The organism is Actinophytocola sp., assembly GCF_036378875.1.
Taxonomy (GTDB): domain Bacteria; phylum Actinomycetota; class Actinomycetes; order Mycobacteriales; family Pseudonocardiaceae; genus Actinophytocola.
This window is the reverse complement of sequence record NZ_DASUVO010000171.1, coordinates 98,156-116,433: the sequence shown is the minus strand read 5'-3', so window position 1 is coordinate 116,433 and position 18,278 is coordinate 98,156. Positions and strand designations below refer to the sequence as shown.

Here is an 18,278-nt window from a genome sequence, read left to right as displayed (position 1 = left end):
ACGGAACAAAATGCCGAAAGTTGGCGAGATCCATGAAACGACTATTAGTACTTCTGTGTACGCCGCTGCTACTGCTAGTGGCGTTCGCACTGCCGGCCAACGCCCAAAGTCCGCACTTCCTTCGGGCGTCGGCCAGCCTGAGTGGCACGGAGCTGACGGTCTCGTTCAAGGAAGCGGGGCTGGGCAACAACGCACAGATCGACTACGTGGCCAGCGCGGACGCGACAGCCACCTACGTCTGCGTGAACAGAGGCGGATCCAACCCCAGCGCCGCCAACAAGACCACCGTGACCGCACCGGTGTCGGAGACCGGCACGTTCACGTCGGGGAAGAACGGCTCGATCACCGCATCGCTCACGATCAGCCCACCGGGACCGGGCAGCTTCACCTGCCCGTCGGGACAGAGCCGGCAACTCGCGTCCGCGTCCTACACGAACGTGGCGATCACCGACACGACCAACAACGTCACAGAACCGATCGCCGGCACGTTCACCACAGGGTGCCTGCTGCCCAACGTGCGCGGAGCGTGCTGACCACCAATGAGGGCGTGACGCCCCGAACAGGACATTCAGGACGTTAACCCAGAACTCGGGCGGACCGGTCCACCGGACCGGTCCGCCCTCGCACGCGACGTTCCTCACCCGATCCTCGGCGCTCGGTAGGTGTTCATGGTTGGCTACCCGGGTCCGGCTGGTGTCGGCCGGCTCGGGGGCGACCCACGCCTGCGCGAGGAGGGGATCGATGTCGAGGCTGCCCGTGCGGCGCCGGATTCGCCGCGCCCTTGGGTATGCGAACGTGCCGCCGGTGAAGGTGTCGCAACCACCGTCGGTGGTGGACTGCGCGGTCTACGTGGATGGTCGAAGACTGCCGGGGCAGTGCGGTTATGCCGAGGCGATCGCCGAGGTCCGGGACCGGGGCGACGGATTTGTCTGGATTGGACTGTTGGAGCCGAGTGCCCGGCAGATCGAGGGAATCGCCGACACGTTCGGGCTGCACGAGCTGGCGATCGAGGACGCGGTGGTGGCACACCAGCGGCCGAAGCTGGACCGCTACGCGGAGAACCTGTTCATGGTGCTCAAGACGGTCCGTTACGTCGAGCACGAGTCGCCGACGACCGCGAACGAGATCGTGGAGAGTGGCGAGATCATGGCCTTCCTCGGCAAGGACTTCATCGTCACCGTCCGCCACGGCGAGCACTCCGGGCTGGCCGGGCTGCGCAGTGAGCTGGAGGCCGACCCGGAGCGGCTGCGCATGGGACCGGCGGTCGTGCTGCACGCGATCGCCGACCTGGTCGTGGACAACTACGTCGCGGTGAGCGAGGCGTTCGAACAGGACATCGATCACGTCGAGTCGATGGTGTTCGCGCCGGACAGCTCGCTCGACGCGGAACAGATGTACCTGATGAAGCGGGAGATCGTCGAGCTCCGCCGAGCCGTCATGCCGCTGGCCGCCCCGTTACGACGGCTCGCGGAAGGCCACACACCCCTGATCCCCGACCATGTCCGCTCCTACTTCTGTGACGTCGACGACCACCTCACCACGGTGGCCGAACGGGTCGCCAGCTTCGACGAGCTGCTCACCACCCTGGTCAACGCGACCCTCGCGAAGATCTCGCTGCGTCAGAACAGCGACATGCGCAAGATCACCTCGTGGGCGGCCATCCTCGCCATCCCGACCATGGGCGCCGGCATCTACGGCATGAACTTCGACCACATGCCCGAGCTGCACTGGAAGTACGGATACCCCATCATCATGGCGGTGATCGTCGTGGTGTGCCTGATCCTGCACCGGATCTTCACCCGCAACAAATGGCTCTGAACAGGGAGAGTGTCCTCGTGTCGAGGCTGACCAGGCCGTCGTTCTGGCTACTGGCCTTCGTGCTCGCGTGGCTGAGTCTGGTCACCGTGCAGATCGCGCTGGGCATGGGCACCGCACCGGGCAAATGAGCCCGGCCGGTTAGGGTGATCGTCGTGTCCCGGTTCACGCTGCCTGATGCGCTTGCCCACAAGTACACCGCGGTGCGGGGTGGCGACCTGGTCCTGCTGGGCACGGGGAAAGACGACCAGGACGCGCTTTTCTGGGTGGGGCGGGACGAGGTGCGCACCGTCCGGTTGGGCGAGCGTCCCGACGAGGACTCCTACAGTGAACCCAGTCTGCTGGCCCATCCGGACGGTGGCGTCGTCGTGGTGCGGGACCTCGAACACGCCGTGCACGTCGCCGGGCCCGACGGGCCGGTCGTGCCGATTCCCGTCAGTGGGGCCGATCTGCTCGGCGGCGCCCCGCTGATTCTCTACGGGGGAGCCGCCGTGTCCGACGAGGCGCGTTGGCACGTGGTGCTGTCCGACGGCCTGCTCATGGCCGACCTGCGTTATGCCGCCCCGCTGAGCGTCGATCTCGCCGCCGGCACGGCAAGGTGGGAGTCGGCTCCGTGGGCGCTGGACCCGACCGAGTTCCCCAGGGACCTCGGCGGCCTCCAGGACAACGATCCTCGCGCGTCCATCAGCGCCACCCTCCTGCACGGCGGCACCCTGCACGTGTGCTCGGCCGGCTCCCTGATCCGCAGCATGTGGGCCAAAGGCACCGACTTCTTCAGCTGCGTCCGTCTGACACAGGACGGTCGCGTCGGCCACCGCCTCCACGAAGAGTCCGGCTGGAAGCAGGACACCAAGAAGCACGGCATCGACGCCCGCTTCACCGCAGACGGCGCCTACGCCATCCTCCGACCCGTTTTCCGCACAGGAACCTGGAACGGCCGTCCGCGCATACTGCGCCTTGCCGACGGCAACCTGCTGACTCCCGAGTTCCCGCGCGGCCTCGCCTCCGCGGATATCCTCGACCATCACCCCGACCGCGGCTGGTGGCTGCGGCTGAAGGACACCGTGACCGTCGTGCCGGCCCTGTGATGGCGCGGGCGTTACGGTGCCCGCCATGGAGAGCCAGCCACCCGCCCTGCTGATCACCGGCCCACCGGCCAGTGGAAAGTCCACTTTGGCCAGTGCGGTGGCGGCCCGGCTGCGTGCCGCGCTCCTGGACCAGGACGTGCTGGCGGGGGCACTGACCGCGGTCGTCGGAAACCTCGTCGGCACCCACGATCTCGACGATCCGGCACTCGCCGGCGTCACCCGGGACGCGCGCTACGAGGCCATCATCGCCACGGCTGTGGACAACCTGCGCGTCGGGACACCGGTCGTGCTGGTCGCGCCGTTCACCAGCGAGCGGACCGACCCCGGGGCGTGGCACGGCGTGCGGGATCGGTTGCGTGACGCGGGTGGACTGCCGGCGTTGGTGTGGTTGCGGTTGCCGGCCGACGAGCTGGTGCGCCGGTTGCGAGCGCGTGGGGCGGCCCGGGACCGCGGCAAGCTGGCCGACACCGCCGCGTTCGCCGGCAACACCGCCCTGCTCGCGCCGCCGGTGGTCGAACACATCGCGGTCGACGCCACGGCGGGTACCGAGCAACAAGTCGAGGACATCTTCTCGTCACTGTCTTGACACATCGTGCCGAAACGGCGCATCCTCGGTCGCACCCGTTCGTGACATCGATTACCTACGACCTCGTGACATCGATTACCTGCTGGTGACATCGATTACCTCTGGAGGGCGCTTCCGTGCTCATCGCGACGCCGAACCTGTGTCTCGACCGCACCGTGCGGGTGGCCGAGGTGGTGGCCGGCAGCGTGCTGCGGGCCCGCGAGGTGGAGGTCACCGCGGGCGGCAAGGGGGTCAACGTCGCCAGGGTGCTCCGTGCCTTCGGCCGTACCGCCACCCTCGTCGGGCTGGCCGCGGACAACGACCGGGAGCGGCTGCTGTCCCTGCTCACCGCGGAGGGCGCCGACGTCGTGGGTGTGCCGATGCCCGGCGACGTGCGGATGGCGATCATCATGCTGGAGGAGCGGACCAAGCGCACGACCGTGCTCAACGAACCGGGCACCACGATCGACGAGGACACGTGGAGCCGCTACCGGCAGGCTCTGACCGATCTGCTGCCCGGCCAGGAACTGTTGGTGTGCAACGGAAGTCTGCCACCCGGCGCACCCGTCGGCGGGTACGGCGAGCTGGTCGGGGCGGCGCGGGCGGCCGGGGTGCCGGTGATCGTCGACACCGCGCCGGGAGCATTGCGTGCGGCCCTCGCGAGCGGACCCGACCTGGTGACGCCCAACCTCGAGGAGGCGGAGGCCGCGATCAGCGGGGATACCGGTGACCTGCTGCTCAGCACCGGACCGGACCTGGCCGAACGCGCCGAGGCCGCAGCTCGCACGCTGTTGTCGCTCGGCGCGCGCCGGGCCGCGGTCACCGCGGGGGAACTGGGTGTGGCACTCGCCGAGGGCGACCACGTCACGTGGATCCCGACCGTGCCGATCGAGGTGGTCAGCGCCGTCGGGGCCGGGGACTCGTTCGTCGCCGGGGTCGCGATCGCGCTGCTGGACGGTGCCACCAGCTGGGTCAGCGCGGCTGCCCGTGGGGTGGCGACGGCGACCGCGTCGTGTGAGCGGGTGCGCGCCGGAGGCGTCGACCCGGCACGCGTCGAGGAACTGCTCGCCGCGATCGGAGCGCGGGCATGACCCGCCCTGCGTCAACCCCATGGTTCGCAACCGCACCTCAGGGGAACGTGACGCAAACCAGCCACAAGTACGTGACTGAACAGAACCATCGGTCCCCCGGCGCAACCAACACATTGAATTCCGGGGAGGCGGAACCGTCATGACCCGGCCCAGAGTTCGGCTCCGCGACGTCGCCGCGGCCGCCAACACGAGCGCGAAGACCGCGTCCCGGGTGATCAACGGCGACCCGCGGGTGTCCGACGAGACGCGGGCCAGGGTGGAACAGGCCGTGCGCGACCTCGGCTACCAGCCCGATCCGCTGGCCCGGTCGCTGCGCAAGGGCACCGACGACACCATCGGCGTGGTCATCGACTCGGTGGCCGACCCGTTCTTCGCCAGCGTCACCGGCGAGATCGAGCGGCTGGCCCTGCGGCACGGCATCACCGTCATCGTCGCGAGCACGAACCGGGCGCCGGAGCGGGAAAGGGCCGTGCTGGAAGGGTTGGCGCAGCGCCGGGTCGCCGGTCTCATCGTGGCGCCGGTGTCCGCCGACCACGCCTACGTGCAGACACTCCCCTGCCCCGTGGTGTTCGTCGACCGCCGCGCACGCAACCTGAAGGCGGACGCGGTCGTCGTCGACGACCGCGACGCGGCGGCGCGGGCCGTCGGCCACCTGATCGCGCACGGACACCGGCGGATCGCGTTCATCGGCGACGCGCCGGACATGGACACCGCGCGGCTGCGGCTCGACGGCTACCGAGTCGCGCTCGCCGAGGCCGGCATCACCGAGGAGATCGTCCTCGAGTGCCGCAGGGACGACAACACCGGCCACGCCGCCGCGCACACCACGCAGCTGCTGGGGATGGCACGGCCGCCGACCGCGATCTTCAGCGCCAACACCCGGTGCTCGCTGGGCGTCGTGCCGGTGCTGCACCGGCGCAACCGGCTCGACATCGCGATGGTCGCGTTCGGCGACTTCCCGATGGCCGACTCGGTGACGCCCGGCATCACGGTCATCGACCACCCGCCCGAGACCATCGGCCGGCTGGCCGCGGAGCAGCTTATGAAACGGCTGACCGGCGAGGCGGCCGAGGTAGCGACCATCGTCGTGCCGTTGCACCTGGTGCCGCGTGGTTCTGGGGAGGTTCGGCCATGACCACGGATGCCGTGGTGGGGGTCGACATCGGCACGACCGAGACCAAGGCGCTGGTGATCGGCACCGACGGCCGGGAGCTCGGGTTCGCGCGGGACCGGACCACCTGGCACGGTCCGGAGACCACCGCCGACGCACTGCTCGCCGACGCGCTCGTCGCGATCGACGCGGCACTGACCGCGGCTGAAACCGCCACGGGACAACGAGTTCGGGCGATCGGACTGGGTCTGGCGGGCTTCGCGGAGAGTGGCGTGGTGCTCGACGGCGCGGGGCGGGTGGTGTCCCCGGTCATCGCCTGGTACGACCAGCGGGGTGCGGCCGAGCTGGCCGCGCTCGACCCCGTGTTCCGCGAAGAGTTCCCGCGTCGCACCGGCCTACCCGTTGGTCCACAATGGACTATTGGAAAGCTGTTGTGGCGCAGCGATCCCCTGCCGCCAGGCGCGTGCTGGCTCAATATCCCGGAGTACGTGGCGCATTCGCTCGGCGCGGCCCGGGTGAGCGAACCGTCGCTCGCGTCCCGCACCGGGCTGCTGGACCAGGCCACGGGAAAGCAGTGGCCCGAGGCACTCGCCCTTCTGGGCGTCGGCTCGCTGCTGCCGGATTCGCTGCCGGCCGGGCACTCCGCCGGTGTGGTCGCACAAAGGCCAGGTGTACCCGCCGGGCTGGTCGGCGCCGCGATCACGGTGGTCGGGCACGACCATCCGGTGGCCGCGACCGGCGTCGGCGCGACCGGTGACCACGAGCTGTTCAACTCGTGCGGCACCGCCGACGTGCTGCTGCGTTCCGTGCCGCGCCCGCTCACCGACGACGAGCGGGAAACGCTGGTGGGGCGCGGCATCGACGCCGGCCGTCATGTCCTGGATGGACAGTCCGTGCTGATCGGCGGGATCCGGGCCGGGCTGGTGATGCGCCGGGTCCTCGCGATGCTCGGCGCCGACGACCCGTCCGGCCGGGCCCGGCTGGACATGCTGACCGGCGACCCGCGCCGCGTCACGGTGTCCGGCGCCCGCAGCACGGACGAGGACGTCACCGTGACCCTGTCCGACGGGGCCAGCCCCGCCGCGGTCTGGTCTGCGACGCTCGCACACATCAGCGAGGTGACCGAGTCGTTGCTGCGGGGCGTGAACGACGTCGTCGGCGTCCACCGGGCCGCGGTGGCGGCCGGCGGCTGGACACGGATGACCAGCGTCCGCGAGGCCAAGAGGCGCCTGCTGCCCGAGCTGCGGTTCTCGTCGCTGGCCCAGCCCGGCGCGTTCGGCGCGGCCCTGTTCGCGGCGTGGGCCGCGGCCGGCAACCCGGGTGAGTTCCTGAGCTTCGCGGACCCGTTGCGGCGGGCCGCCCTCGAACCCCCCATCCAAGGAGTAACACATGACACTCCCGGTACCAACCCTCGCGGCTCGCAACCGCACCTCAGGGGAACGTGACGCGCATCAGCCACAAGTACGTGACCAAACAGAACCATCCGTCCTCAACGCAACCAACACATTGAATTCCGGGGAGGCGGGACAACCGTGACCACAGTTAGCCTGGACACGATCGCCGGTGAGGACGGCGTGTTCTCGATCATCGCGATGGACCAGCGCAACACGCTGCGCCGGATGTTCGCGGCGGTCGGGAAGGACGCGACCCCGGAAGCGCTGCGGGCGGCCAAAGTGGACGTCGCCGGCGCGCTCACGCCTGCGGCCAGCGGGATCCTCCTCGACCCGACGATCGGCGTGCCCTCGGTGCTCGACGCCGGCGCGCTCGACGAAGGCTGCGGTCTGCTCGTCGCCGCCGAACCGGAGTCACGCGGGAACTACAACGGTGAGCCGAGGGCCTCGCGCCTGCCGGAGCAGGACGCCGCCTGGGTCCGGGATCTCGGTGGCCACGCGGTGAAGTTCCTGGTGCAGCTGCGGCCAGGCCGCCCGCACCTGACCGGGCAGCCCGATCTCGCCGAGGAGGTGCTGGACGTCGTCCGGGCGGTCGTCGAGGACTGCCGGGCGGCGGGAGTGCCGTCGGTGGTGGAGAACCTCATCTACCAGTTGCCCGGCGAGGAACCGCTGACGCCGTCACAACGTGAGGACCTCATCGTGGAGGCGGCCCGCAAGCTCGACGAGATCGGCCCGGACCTGCTCAAACTGGAGTATCCGGGCTCTGCGAAGGGATGCCGGCGAATCGCGTCCACTGTGCGCGGTCCGTGGGCGGTACTGTCGGCTGGCGTGGCTTTCGCGGAGTTCCAGGACGTGCTGCGAATCTCGTGCGACGAGGGCGGTGCGTCCGGGTTCATCGCCGGCCGTGCGATCTGGAAGGAGGCCGTCGGCCTCGAAGGGCAGGAGCGGCAGGAGTTCCTGGACACCGTTGCGCGACCGAGGCTGGACGACTGCCTCGCCGCCGTCAGTGGCCGGGCCCGGCCATGGCGGGAGGCACGTCGATGACTTTGTTGGCCGCACAAGGCCTCAGCAAGGCTTATGGGCACGTACAAGCGTTGTCGGAAGCGGACTTCGACGTCGACGCGGGTGAGGTCGTCGCGCTGATCGGCGACAACGGCGCCGGCAAGAGCACGCTGGTCCGCCTGCTGTCGGGCATCGAGACACCGGACGCGGGCACGATCCTGTTCGAGGACAACCTCGTTCACCTCAACTCGCCGACGAGTGCGAGAGCCCTCGGCATCGAGACGGTGTTCCAGGACCTCGCGCTCGCCCCGCACCTGTCGCCGGTGCAGAACATGTACCTGGGACGGGAGATCATGCGACCCGGCCTGCTCGGCATGTTCGGTTTCATGGACACCAAGGCGATGCGGGCCGGCAGCCGTACCGCGTTCGACAACCTCGGCGCCACCGTGCGCGACCTGTCCGGGCCGGTCGGCTCCATGTCCGGCGGCCAGAAGCAGGGTGTCGCCGTTGCCAGGGCGGCGGCCTGGGCTAGTAAGGTGATCTTCCTCGACGAGCCGACCGCGGCGCTCGGCGTGGTACAGACCCGAAACGTGCTCGACCTCATCCGGCGGGTGCGCGACGAGGGCATCGGAGTCGTGTTCATCAGCCACTCCATGCCGCACGTGATGGAGGTGTCGGACCGCATCCAGGTGCTGCGCAGGGGACAGCGCGTCGCGACGTTCGCCACCGCACGCACGTCGATGGAGGAGTTGGTGGGCGCGATGACCGGCGCGACAGAACCTGAGAACGGGGCAGGTGTCAGTTCATGAAAGACCCCGGGCTTCCCAGCCGCACCTCAGGGGAACGTGACGCGAACCAGTCACAAGTACGTGACCAGACAGAACTCTCCTTCCCCAAGGCGACCAGCACATTTAATTCCCGGGGAGGCGGAACAGTATGACCAGTGTCGCGCAGCGTGGCGCGTCGTCGACGGCCGTCGAGGACGTGCCGGCGAGCCGGGTGCAGCGGCTGCTTCGGTTGCAGGCGTTGCAGATCGTGCTCATCCTCGCGGTGATCATCGCCATTTTCGGTGCGCTGGAGCCGAACTCGTTCCTGTCCGTGTTCAACCTCCGCGGCATCGTGGTGAACACGTCGATCCTCGCGGTGCTCGGCGTCGGCATGACGTTCGTGATCATCACGGGCGGGATCGACCTGTCGGTGGGCAGTGTGCTCGTGCTGAGCGGGGTGATCGCCAGCAAGGTCATGGTCGCGGCCGGCGGGCAGGGCTGGGGTGTTTCGCTGCTCGGCATCGGCGTGGCCAGCGCGTGCGGGCTGCTCTGCGGGCTGCTCAACGGCGTGCTCATCGCGAGACTGAAGGTGCCGCCGCTGATCGTCACGCTCGGGACGATGGGCGCGACCCTCGGCATCGCGCAGATCATCACCGACGGCATCGACCTGCGGGACGCCCCTGACGTCCTGGTGGACAACATCGGCTTCGGCAACCTCGTCGGGCAGGTGCCCACGCTGTCGGTGGTCGCGCTCGTCGTCGTGCTGCTCGGCATGATGGTGTTGCACCGCACCAGGTTCGGGCTGCACACGTACGCGATCGGCTCGAACCCCGAGGCCGGCCGCCGGGTGGGCCTCAAGGTCGACCGGCACCTGATCAAGGTGTACGCGCTGGCGGGGCTGACCGCCGGGTTCGCCGGCATCCTCAACCTGGCGTTCTTCCAGTCGACGACGATCGCCGGTCAGACCAACACCAACCTCAACGTCATCGCCGGCGTCGTCATCGGCGGCACCTCGCTGTTCGGCGGTGTCGGTTCGGTGTTCGGCACGGTGATCGGCCTGTTCATCCCGTCGACGCTGCAGAACGGCTTCGTGATCCTGGGGGTCCAGCCGTTCTGGCAGCAGGTGGTCGTCGGCGGGGTTCTCATCGCGGCGGTGTACGTCGACCAGGCCCGCCGCGCGGCGGCACTGCGCGGGTCTCGCGCCCGCCCCAAACTCCTCCCCCAGTTCGGGGGCGGCGGCTCTAGAAAGGAAACTCCATGACCAAGCGCACAACGGTTGTGGCGATAGCGGCAGCGTCGGCGCTCTTCCTTGCGGCCTGCGGATCGAGCAGCGGCTCGGGTTCGGACGGGTCGTACAAGCTCGCCTTCGTACAGGGTGTCACCGGCGACGCGTTCTACATCACCATGGGCTGCGCCGTGGAGGAGGAGGCCAAGAAGAACGGTGCCACTGTGGACATCCAAGGTGGACAGAAGTTCGACCCGACACTGCAGACACCGGTGCTGCAGTCGGTGATCTCCGCCCGCCCGGACGCCATCCTGATCGCGCCGACCGACGTGTCCGCCATGCAGCGCCCGATCGAGCAGGCGACGAAGCAGGGCATCAAGGTCGTGCTGGTGGACACCACACTCGAGGACCCGTCGATCGCGGCGTCGGCCATCGCGTCGGACAACGTCGGCGGCGGCAAGGCGGCCTTCGACGCCATCAAGCAGTTGGCGCCACAGGGCGGCAAGGTGCTGGTGGTCAGCGTGCAGCCCGGCATCAGCACGACCGACGCGCGGGCGAAGGGCTTCCAGGACGCGGTGGCCGCCGACTCGAAGTACACCGACCTTGGCGTGCAGTACTCGCAGAACGAACCGCAGAAGGCCGCGCAGATCGTGACCGCGGCACTGCAGAAGGACCCGGACATCGTCGGCATCTTCGCGGCGAACCTGTTCTCCGCCGAGGGCGCGGCGACCGGCGTGCGCCAGGCGAACAAGCAGGACCAGGTCAAGATCGTCGGCTTCGACGCCGGCCCGGACCAGGTGAAGGCGCTCCGTGACGGCACGGTGCAGGCCCTCGTGGCACAACAGCCCGGCAAGATCGGCCAGGTCGGCGTCGACCAGGCCATCGCGGCACTGAAGGGCGAGAAGACGGAGAAGGACGTGCAGACGGGCTTCACCATCGTCACCAAGGACAATGTGGACACCCCGGAAGGCCAGGCCGCGCTGTACAAGTCGAGCTGCTAGCCCCGGTCGGCCCGTGGCCGGCCCCCAGGCTCGCGATGAAGGACGCCTTCCTCACACACACGGTGAGGAAGGCTTCCTTCATCGCGTAGTGGACAGCTGGGCGGTCACCACTTCGGGTCGGATGCGGATCAGGTGGGTCGTCCCCGGGGCGAGCGCCGGGGTCAGGAGCGGGTCGTAGCGTGCGATCTCCTCGGCGCGCTCCTCCTTCTCGGCCACGCCGATCACGACGACGCTCCAGTCCACTGTGGCGTTCTCGTCGACGTGGTCGGCCTCGTACGCCACGATCTGGCCGATGGCACGCAGGACCGCCGACTCGGCGTACACGCGCACGATCACGTCGCCTCGGTCGACGATGTGGCTGACGGGGCTGATCGCGGGCAGGGCGCGTTCGGTGAAGACGATCCGGCCGTACGGCACGCTGCCGAGCAGCCGGAGCGCCTCCGCCCTCTCCTCGGGTCCCAACCTTCGCGGCTGCGTCTCGGTCATGTCTCCCCTTGTCCACACCTACCTCGGCACATCCTCATCCCGGTTGCGTGTGCCGCGAACTGGTCCAAGGTCGGGACGGAACAGGGTCCTTCGACCCTGACCGTCACTCAGGCGGTGCGAGCAGTGACAGCACGGTCGTGACGAGCAGGTCGGGAGCGTCGGTGGGGGCCACCCGACCCGCGTCGGCCTCGTCGGCGGCGGCGTGGAGCACCGCGTAGAACGTGGTGATCAGCCAGTCGAGCGGGAGGTCGGTGCGGAACCGGCCTTCGGACTGGCCGCGGCCGATGAGCTGCTCCAGGTGGTGCAGGGTTCGGTCGTGGTGGCGGCGCAGCCGCTCGGCCCCGATCTCGGCCAGTGCCACGGCACGCAGCCGGCGGTGTCGGTCCAGGGCCGGCCACGACGTGCGTACGAGCCGGGTCAGCGCGACGTCCGCGGCGTCGCGCTCCAGGTGCAGTGCGGTCAGGTCAGCGTCGGTCTCGACCATCGCGCGTTCCACGACGGCGTCGATGAGGTCCTCGCGGGACGGGAAGTGCGCGTACAGCGTGGCCCGCCGCACGCCGGCCGCGGTGGCGACCTCGCCCATCGCGGGTGTGCCACCGCGGCCGAACATCTCTCCCGCCGCGGTCAGGATCGAAGCGATGTTGCGTTCCGCGTCCGCTCGGCGCCGGGTGGGCTGCGTCGTCATGCCGCCAGTATCGGCGTCCGCGCCCGACGACCGCACGAGGCCGCCCGGATGGGGTGGTCAGATGCTCAGGTCATCGCCCAGCGCGGCGGCCAGTTCGCCGGCACGCGACATGTCACCCAGCCGGCGGGTCAGGTAGGCACACGCGTGGCCGTGCCGCAGCGACCACCACGCGGCGGAGCCACCCAGCCCACCCTTGGCGATCTTCACGTCGTCGCGGATGAGGCCGAGCGTCCACGTGATCGTCGTGTCGAAGACCATGTCGTGGCCACGGACCTGCGGAGCGATGAACTCGGCGTGCAGGTCCGGCCCGAGCAGTCGCCGCACCGCGCCGTCCGGGCCAGCGAGGTCGGCGAAGAAACCGGCGACGGCGCTGGCGGTGACGTGCAGGTTGACCGCCCCGAACACGGCCTGACGCCACGGCGTCGAGTTCATCTCGGCCAGGTCCAGGATGCCGGGCGGCCCCGCCACCCACTGCCGGAGCGGGAGGAGCCGCGGCACGTCCGGGCTCACGTACTCCAGTTCGGCGACGCGAGACAGCTCGTCCGTCGGCACGCCGAACCAGGCGTCGAGCCCCAGCGCGGGGCGCACGACGTCGTTGAAGACCTCCCCCAGCGACGTCCCGGCACTCGCCCGCAGCACGCCGTCGATCAGGTGGCCGTAGGTCAGCGCGTGCTCCCCCAGCGAGGCACCCGGCTCGAACTCCGGCGGCGCCGCGGCCAGGCTCTCCCGCAGGCCAGCGTCGTCCAGCAGATCCAGCCCGGCCGCCGAGTCGGGGAACCGAAGCTGGCCCGCCTGGTGCGTGAGGACGTGGCGCAGCGTGGTCCGATCCTTGCCGTGCCGGCCGTACTCGCGCCAGTGGTCGGCGATCGGCTCGTCCAGCGAGAGCGCACCGTCCCGCACCGCGACCAGGGCCGTCAGCGCGGCGAACGGCTTCGACAGCGAGTACGGCTGCACCAACGTGTCCGCACGCCACGGGTGTCGCCGCTCCGCGTCGGCCCAGCCGGCACGCAGCTGGACGACCTCCTGTCCGTTCCGCCAGACCGACAGCCCGGCGCCGTTCTCCCGGCCGTCGTCGACGAAACCCTGGAAGGTCTCGCGCACCGCCTCGAAGCCGGTCGCGACGAACCCTTCTACCTCGATCATGTTGCCCCCAATGCTCGACATGAACCGATACCATACCCCGGTAATGTATGACTGTGAAGCGGCGTCACCCACGATCGGCCGTAAAGTGGCCGGGTGACACGTATCCAGTGGGACGGTGACCGTTTCCAGGACCGCTTCGACGTGCTGGCCGCGCAAGGCGCCGACGTTCACGGCGAGGCGACCTTCGTTCGGGCGTACCGGCCGGTGAGCGTGCTGGACGCGGGGTGCGGCACGGGCCGGGTGGCGATCGAGCTGGACCGGCACGGCGTCGAGGTGGTCGGGGTGGACGTCGACGCGTCCATGCTGGCCACCGCGCACCGGCGGGCGCCGGGGGTCACGTGGGTCGAAGGGGATCTCGCCGGCCTCGAGCTGGGGCGGACGTTCGACGTCGTGGTGATGGCCGGCAACGTGCCGCTGTTCACCCCGCCCGGCACGCAGGCGGCGCTGGTGGCGGGGGTTGCACGGCACGTGGGCCGGCTGCTGGTCGCGGGCTTCAGCCTCGACCGCGGCTACGGCCTCGCCGACTACGACGCCCACGCGGCGGCCGCCGGGCTACGCCTGGTCGAACGGTTCGCGACGTGGGACCGCGACCCGTTCACCGGCGGCGACTACGCGGTCTCGGTACACGAGCCGGACCAGGGTCACCGCACAATGGAATGAGGTCCGGATGCCACCGCCGGCACCCGGACCTCATTCGCTCACTTCGCCAGCGAGTCGAGTTCGGCGAACGCCGCGGCGAGCCGGAAGTACTTGTTGGTGCCCAGATCACGGACGGTCTTGACGCCGAAGGCCGCCTCCAGCTTCTCGGCGTCGCCCGCGCTGACCCCGGACAGGGCGGCAACCGGCGCGTCGAGGATCTCGGCCACGCTCAGGTTCTCGTAGTCCTTGTCCAGTTGCTTGGCAAGCTCGGCGGAAACAGCCACGTCATGCTCCTTCACGGTGGGGACTCGCGTTCATGACGGGCAGACCATAGCGGTCCGATCACGAGCGCGGGGCCTGTTCGCGGGAAGGGGCAGGAGCGGGGTTACAGCACGATCTGTCGCAGCTGGTTGATCTCCCGGAGGCTCGGCATGGCTTCCATCCTGGCCAGTGGGTCGGCGTCGCGGAGCGTGCCGAACGACAGGCGCGTCAGGTCCTCGACGCGGCTGACCCGGACCTGGAACGTCCGGTACGCGCCGTAGGAGAACTCGGCCTGCGCCGCTTCGAGGTCGTCCAGCAGTGCGGCCTGGCTGAGCAGGTAGGCGGTGGCCGACAGCTCGCCGGACTCCTTCACCATGGCCACGACCTTCCAGAACTGCCTGGGCAGCAGCACATCGCGGTAGGCGTCGTCGTCCTCCGCGAAGATCGGGCCGGTGAAGACGGACACCCGCAGGTCCTGGGTGCCGGCGTTGTTGAGGATGTAGTCCTCCAGGCCCGCCCAGGTCGTGTCGTTCTGGTTGAAGTCCGCGTGCTGCGGGGCGCAGTTGGTGAAGTGGAACGTGTCGTCGTTGCCCGACTTCGCGATCGCCTTCGTCGTGCCCCACGCCGGGTCCAGCCTGCGTACCAGGTGCCCTCGGTCCAGCGGGTTGTCGCGGTACACGGCCTCGCCGGTCTGCTCATCGGCCGGCACACGCGGGTCGAGGGTCCAGCGGTCACGCTCACGCGCGAGCCGTTGGCTGCTGGCCCCGTCGATGTTGACCGCGGTGAAGAACGCCAGCTTGCGCTCCTTGTTGAGCACGACGCTGAAGTGGTGGTACGGCAGGATGTACGGCTTGTCGCCGTTCGCCATGCGGTTGACCGCGGCGAGTCGTTCGAGGTCCGCCGGCAGCTCGGGCAGCGACACGTGGTGGTCGGTGAGGAAGTCCGGGTCGTAGCCCGCCCTGTTGCCGTAGTCCGGGTCGATGTGGATCGCCTCGGCCGTCTCGTCCTCGCCGAGTAGTTCGGTGACCAGCGCCCGCTGCGCCGCCGGATACTCCCGGCCGCGCAGGAAGGTGAGCAGCCTGCTCACCCGTAAGCCCTCGTTCACCCAGCCGCCGAGCTCCTTGTGCTTGTTCGTTGGCGCCGCGGCGTGGTGCAGCGCGACGACCTCCCACTGGTCGTTGAACACCGGGGAACCCGAGGAACCCGGCTCGGTGTCGGTCTCGTAGTGCAGGAACCGGTCCAGTACGTCCACGATCCGGTTCTCCCGCAAGGCGATCTGCTTCTTCTCGCCGCCGGGGTGCTGGATGATCGTGACGAAGTCGCCGACGATGGCCTTGCCCTCGGCGCCTATCAGCCGGTTGGACCCGAACCTGGCCAGCTCCGCCGGCGCGGCCCGGACCGCGACGAGCGCGAAGTCGAGTGTCTGGTCGGCCAGGAAGAACCGGTCCGGGTCGAGGCCGAACTCGGTGACGGCGAGCGGCTTGCCGTCGAACGCGTCCTGGAAGTCGAACTGCACGCGGCTGTGGACGGCCGTGGCGGCGTCACCGAGCACGTGGTGGTTGGTGAGGAACAGGTGCGGCGACACCATCGAGCCGGTGCCGAAGCCGACGACCTTGTCCCGCTCGTCACGGATGACGACCCGTGCGACGGCGCGGGACGCGGCGACCCCGCCCTCCAGGTAGCCGATGCCGAGCAGGTCGTCGGTGAGGACGATCTTCTCCAGGGCGTCCTCGGCCGCGGTGACCGCCGCGAGCTCGCCCGCCGCCAGTGCGTTCGCGTCGACCTTCGGCAGGTCCGGGTAGTGCCGGCCGAGCCGGTCGAGCCGTGCGACCACCCGGCGCGGGTCGTCGGCCCTGGCCAGCCCGCCACGCTGGTTGAGCAGGTTGATGTTCGCCCGCCGCGCGTCGGTCCGGTCGGCGACCCTGGCGGCGACGGCCGACTCGGGGCCCGCGCCGAACAGCGGGAGGACCGAGTCGCGGACCGGGCGGGTGCGCAGGTACTCGGCGATCCCGTGGTGGTTGTCGCTCGTGTTGCTGACGAAGGCGTCCTGGCACTTCTCGGGCGGCCGGAACTCCGAACGGACGGTGTGGTCGAGCGCGACGAGGTCACGCAGGTCGGAGACGTTGAGCCACCTGCTCACGACCGAGGGCACCTCGAGCGGGTTCGTGATCAGGTCCTGCACCTCGGTCACCCCGAGCGGCGAGCCGGCGGTCACGAACAGCGGCACGGCCAGCTCCCCCGCGTCCAGCTCGCGCAGCACGTCGTAGGCGATGATCGTGCCGAGGCTGTGCGCGAGCACGACCACCGGGCCGTCGACGCCGCGGAGAGCCTCGCGGACCACCGCCTTCATCCGGTCCCTGTCGCCGCCGAAGAAGTACGCGTGCACGTCCTCGAAGGACCGTTTCACCAGCGCGCGGAAGGCGGCGATGCGGGCGGCGCGGGGCAGCGGGAGTGCTTCGAGCGTGCCCTCGTCACCGGCGAGCGCCTCGGCCGCGTAGGCCATGCGGCGCAGCCACGGCTCGAGCGGCTCGTGGTGTTCGGCGACGTTCTCGGTGGGGGCGACCTCCTTCAGCGCCGACAATCGTGTGTCGGCGATGAACTGCTCCGGCGACTCGACGAGGAGCGGTACCTCGACGGCCGCCGCCTCGGGCAGTTCCTCCAGTGGTCGTGAGTAGCGCACGGACGCCCAGTAGGCCATGCGTGACGCCGGGCCGAGGCTCCGGCCGAACAGGGCGCGGTCCCACTCCAACCGGAGCCGGTCCGCACGCGGCTTGTTCCCGTTTCCGTGCACGTAGACGATGGTGTGCTGCCGCATCGCTTTTCTCCTGCTGTCAGGCCGCGATGGTCACGCCGGCGGACCGCAGCAGCGGGTCGTCGGCGAGCTCCCACAGCGGCACCGCGTTGTTGCCCTGGAGGTAGCGGCCACCGAAGTGCAGGCCGACGACCTCCGCGGTCTCGAGGTCGACGACGCAGGACCCCGAGTTGCCGCCGAGGGTCGAGCAGTCGTGGACCAGGCGCGTCCCGCCGACGGAACGGACCTCGCCGGGCTGCAGCCGTTTCACGTTGTAGACGCCGGCGAAAATCCGCTGCATCTCGTCCGGGTCGTTACGCCGACCATCGGCGGCCGGATATCCCACGACATACACTTTCGCGCCAGCCTTCGTGCCGGTCGCGGAAATGCGCAGCGGCGCGAAGTCGCAAGGGGCACAGGCAAGTAGCGCGAGGTCGAAATCCGGGTGAATTCCGATGACCTCGGTGAGTTTGATCTCCATTGGTGTGCGCGCCGACAGTTCTTCGTTGAAATCCGCCCACGCCGACATTCCGGAGGCGAATTTCCAGCCTGCGCCGTCCGCGCGGGCGAACTCGGCGGCGACGTGCCGGTTGGTCATGATCACTCCCGGCGCGGCGAGCCAGCCGGTGCCGAGCCATGCCAGGTCGGGGTGTCCGGCGACCTCGATGCGGCCGACGCCGGTGAAGACCGTCTCGATCGACGTGCGGTGCTTCTCCAGCTCGTCCTTCCACGCGCCCGCGGCTGGGAAGAAGCTGCCGTCCTGGATGAGGATCGCCGGCCGGCCGATGGGCAGGACGATCGCCTCGAGCGCGATCCCCTCGGCCGGGGTGATGCGGGCCTCCGGTCCGTTCTGGATGATGTTCTCGACCGCGTGCCTGGCCGGCCCGACGTAGTCCTCCAGCGCGCGCCGGGTGGCCACCTCGACGGCCGGCAACCGCTCGGCCCGCGCGCCGACGGCCATCTCCGCGCCGTACCGCGCGCGTCCCGGCGCCACCTTTCGCACGACCGCGGCGGGGTCGTCGGCGAGCTCTTCCGCGATGACGTCGAGATCTTTTCCAAAGGTCAGTATTTGGGACACGATGTCGTGCTGGACCATCGCCCGGCCTCCTTACACGGTCGACAAGGCGCGTTACCACCTAACTTCGGCAGATTCCACGGAACGTTACGGCCGCAACGATTTCCGTTTTCGGCACGCTCCGTCAGAGAGTTGTCACCTG

At 69.6% G+C, this 18,278-nt stretch carries 18 protein-coding genes; 12 read left to right on the top strand and 6 right to left on the bottom strand.

Annotated elements, in window-relative coordinates:
• The first annotated feature begins 32 nt into the window (after positions 1 to 32).
• From VF106_RS48415 to VF106_RS48365, 11 genes are all read left to right on the top strand, one after another.
• Positions 33 to 533 carry a hypothetical protein gene (locus VF106_RS48415; RefSeq protein ID WP_330846893.1) on the top strand — a complete coding sequence of 167 codons (501 nt, stop codon included), beginning with the start codon at positions 33 to 35 and terminating at the stop codon, positions 531 to 533.
• Between the two features lie 208 nt (positions 534 to 741).
• Complete coding sequence (locus tag VF106_RS48410; RefSeq protein ID WP_330846892.1) at positions 742 to 1,818, top strand: magnesium and cobalt transport protein CorA; 1,077 nt, start codon at positions 742 to 744, stop codon at positions 1,816 to 1,818.
• A 152-nt stretch (positions 1,819 to 1,970) separates the two neighbouring features.
• Complete coding sequence (locus tag VF106_RS48405; RefSeq protein WP_330846891.1) at positions 1,971 to 2,903, top strand: hypothetical protein; 933 nt, start codon at positions 1,971 to 1,973, stop codon at positions 2,901 to 2,903.
• 25 nt (positions 2,904 to 2,928) lie between these two features.
• Entirely contained in the window at positions 2,929 to 3,489 is a 561-nt protein-coding gene (locus VF106_RS48400; protein ID WP_330846890.1) for an AAA family ATPase, read from the top strand.
• A gap of 116 nt (positions 3,490 to 3,605) precedes the next feature.
• On the top strand, positions 3,606 to 4,559 hold the full coding sequence (locus tag VF106_RS48395; protein ID WP_330846889.1) for a 1-phosphofructokinase family hexose kinase: 954 nt from the start codon (positions 3,606 to 3,608) through the stop codon (positions 4,557 to 4,559).
• Positions 4,560 to 4,698: 139 nt separating this feature from the next.
• Positions 4,699 to 5,694, top strand: coding sequence for a LacI family DNA-binding transcriptional regulator (locus VF106_RS48390; RefSeq protein ID WP_330846888.1), 996 nt, complete (start codon positions 4,699 to 4,701; stop codon positions 5,692 to 5,694).
• Positions 5,691 to 7,115 carry an FGGY-family carbohydrate kinase gene (locus VF106_RS48385; RefSeq protein WP_330846887.1) on the top strand — a complete coding sequence of 475 codons (1,425 nt, stop codon included), beginning with the start codon at positions 5,691 to 5,693 and terminating at the stop codon, positions 7,113 to 7,115. Before VF106_RS48390 ends, VF106_RS48385 begins: the two co-directional genes overlap by 4 nt.
• Positions 7,116 to 7,202: 87 nt before the next feature.
• Complete coding sequence (locus VF106_RS48380; RefSeq protein ID WP_330846886.1) at positions 7,203 to 8,105, top strand: hypothetical protein; 903 nt, start codon at positions 7,203 to 7,205, stop codon at positions 8,103 to 8,105.
• On the top strand, positions 8,102 to 8,872 hold the full coding sequence (locus VF106_RS48375) for an ATP-binding cassette domain-containing protein (RefSeq protein ID WP_330846885.1): 771 nt from the start codon (positions 8,102 to 8,104) through the stop codon (positions 8,870 to 8,872). The genes VF106_RS48380 and VF106_RS48375 overlap by 4 nt, the downstream gene beginning before the upstream one ends.
• Before the next feature lie 127 nt (positions 8,873 to 8,999).
• Complete coding sequence (locus VF106_RS48370; RefSeq protein ID WP_330846884.1) at positions 9,000 to 10,091, top strand: ABC transporter permease; 1,092 nt, start codon at positions 9,000 to 9,002, stop codon at positions 10,089 to 10,091.
• Complete coding sequence (locus tag VF106_RS48365) at positions 10,088 to 11,056, top strand: ABC transporter substrate-binding protein (protein WP_330846883.1); 969 nt, start codon at positions 10,088 to 10,090, stop codon at positions 11,054 to 11,056. The genes VF106_RS48370 and VF106_RS48365 overlap by 4 nt, the downstream gene beginning before the upstream one ends.
• Positions 11,057 to 11,134: 78 nt before the next feature.
• Here the strand turns inward: VF106_RS48365 and VF106_RS48360 are convergent, their stop codons facing one another.
• The 3 genes from VF106_RS48360 to VF106_RS48350 form a co-directional block, all read right to left on the bottom strand.
• Complete coding sequence (locus VF106_RS48360; protein ID WP_330846882.1) at positions 11,135 to 11,542, bottom strand: pyridoxamine 5'-phosphate oxidase family protein; 408 nt, start codon at positions 11,540 to 11,542, stop codon at positions 11,135 to 11,137.
• A 103-nt stretch (positions 11,543 to 11,645) separates the two neighbouring features.
• Positions 11,646 to 12,227, bottom strand: a complete 582-nt coding sequence (locus VF106_RS48355; protein ID WP_330846881.1) for a TetR/AcrR family transcriptional regulator — start codon at positions 12,225 to 12,227, stop codon at positions 11,646 to 11,648.
• 57 nt (positions 12,228 to 12,284) lie between these two features.
• Positions 12,285 to 13,391, bottom strand: coding sequence for a serine hydrolase domain-containing protein (locus VF106_RS48350; RefSeq protein WP_330846880.1), 1,107 nt, complete (start codon positions 13,389 to 13,391; stop codon positions 12,285 to 12,287).
• A gap of 72 nt (positions 13,392 to 13,463) precedes the next feature.
• Here VF106_RS48350 and VF106_RS48345 point away from each other — a divergent pair, with 72 nt between their 5' ends.
• The gene (locus VF106_RS48345; protein WP_330846879.1) at positions 13,464 to 14,030 is read left to right on the top strand and encodes a class I SAM-dependent methyltransferase; all 567 of its coding nucleotides are present in this window, start codon (positions 13,464 to 13,466) and stop codon (positions 14,028 to 14,030) included.
• 38 nt (positions 14,031 to 14,068) lie between these two features.
• On the opposite strand, the gene VF106_RS48340 is transcribed toward VF106_RS48345, so the two are convergent.
• The 3 genes from VF106_RS48340 to VF106_RS48330 all read right to left on the bottom strand — a co-directional run bounded on the left by VF106_RS48340 (position 14,069) and on the right by VF106_RS48330 (position 18,157).
• Entirely contained in the window at positions 14,069 to 14,293 is a 225-nt protein-coding gene (locus VF106_RS48340) for a hypothetical protein (RefSeq protein ID WP_330846878.1), read from the bottom strand.
• A gap of 101 nt (positions 14,294 to 14,394) precedes the next feature.
• On the bottom strand, positions 14,395 to 17,085 hold the full coding sequence (locus tag VF106_RS48335) for a DNA/RNA non-specific endonuclease (RefSeq protein WP_330846877.1): 2,691 nt from the start codon (positions 17,083 to 17,085) through the stop codon (positions 14,395 to 14,397).
• A 16-nt stretch (positions 17,086 to 17,101) separates the two neighbouring features.
• The gene (locus tag VF106_RS48330) at positions 17,102 to 18,157 is read right to left on the bottom strand and encodes a trypsin-like serine peptidase (protein WP_330846876.1); all 1,056 of its coding nucleotides are present in this window, start codon (positions 18,155 to 18,157) and stop codon (positions 17,102 to 17,104) included.
• Positions 18,158 to 18,278 lie beyond the last annotated feature (121 nt).

Coding starts and splice junctions, on each gene's coding strand:
- VF106_RS48385 (WP_330846887.1), top strand. CDS start 5,691: ATGACCACGGATGCCGTGGTGGGGGTCGACATCGGCACGACCGAGACC.
- VF106_RS48365 (WP_330846883.1), top strand. CDS start 10,088: ATGACCAAGCGCACAACGGTTGTGGCGATAGCGGCAGCGTCGGCGCTC.
- VF106_RS48370 (WP_330846884.1), top strand. CDS start 9,000: ATGACCAGTGTCGCGCAGCGTGGCGCGTCGTCGACGGCCGTCGAGGAC.
- VF106_RS48355 (WP_330846881.1), bottom strand. CDS start 12,227: ATGACGACGCAGCCCACCCGGCGCCGAGCGGACGCGGAACGCAACATC.
- VF106_RS48335 (WP_330846877.1), bottom strand. CDS start 17,085: ATGCGGCAGCACACCATCGTCTACGTGCACGGAAACGGGAACAAGCCG.
- VF106_RS48360 (WP_330846882.1), bottom strand. CDS start 11,542: ATGACCGAGACGCAGCCGCGAAGGTTGGGACCCGAGGAGAGGGCGGAG.
- VF106_RS48400 (WP_330846890.1), top strand. CDS start 2,929: ATGGAGAGCCAGCCACCCGCCCTGCTGATCACCGGCCCACCGGCCAGT.
- VF106_RS48415 (WP_330846893.1), top strand. CDS start 33: ATGAAACGACTATTAGTACTTCTGTGTACGCCGCTGCTACTGCTAGTG.
- VF106_RS48350 (WP_330846880.1), bottom strand. CDS start 13,391: ATGTCGAGCATTGGGGGCAACATGATCGAGGTAGAAGGGTTCGTCGCG.
- VF106_RS48375 (WP_330846885.1), top strand. CDS start 8,102: ATGACTTTGTTGGCCGCACAAGGCCTCAGCAAGGCTTATGGGCACGTA.
- VF106_RS48410 (WP_330846892.1), top strand. CDS start 742: ATGTCGAGGCTGCCCGTGCGGCGCCGGATTCGCCGCGCCCTTGGGTAT.
- VF106_RS48390 (WP_330846888.1), top strand. CDS start 4,699: ATGACCCGGCCCAGAGTTCGGCTCCGCGACGTCGCCGCGGCCGCCAAC.
- VF106_RS48330 (WP_330846876.1), bottom strand. CDS start 18,157: ATGGTCCAGCACGACATCGTGTCCCAAATACTGACCTTTGGAAAAGAT.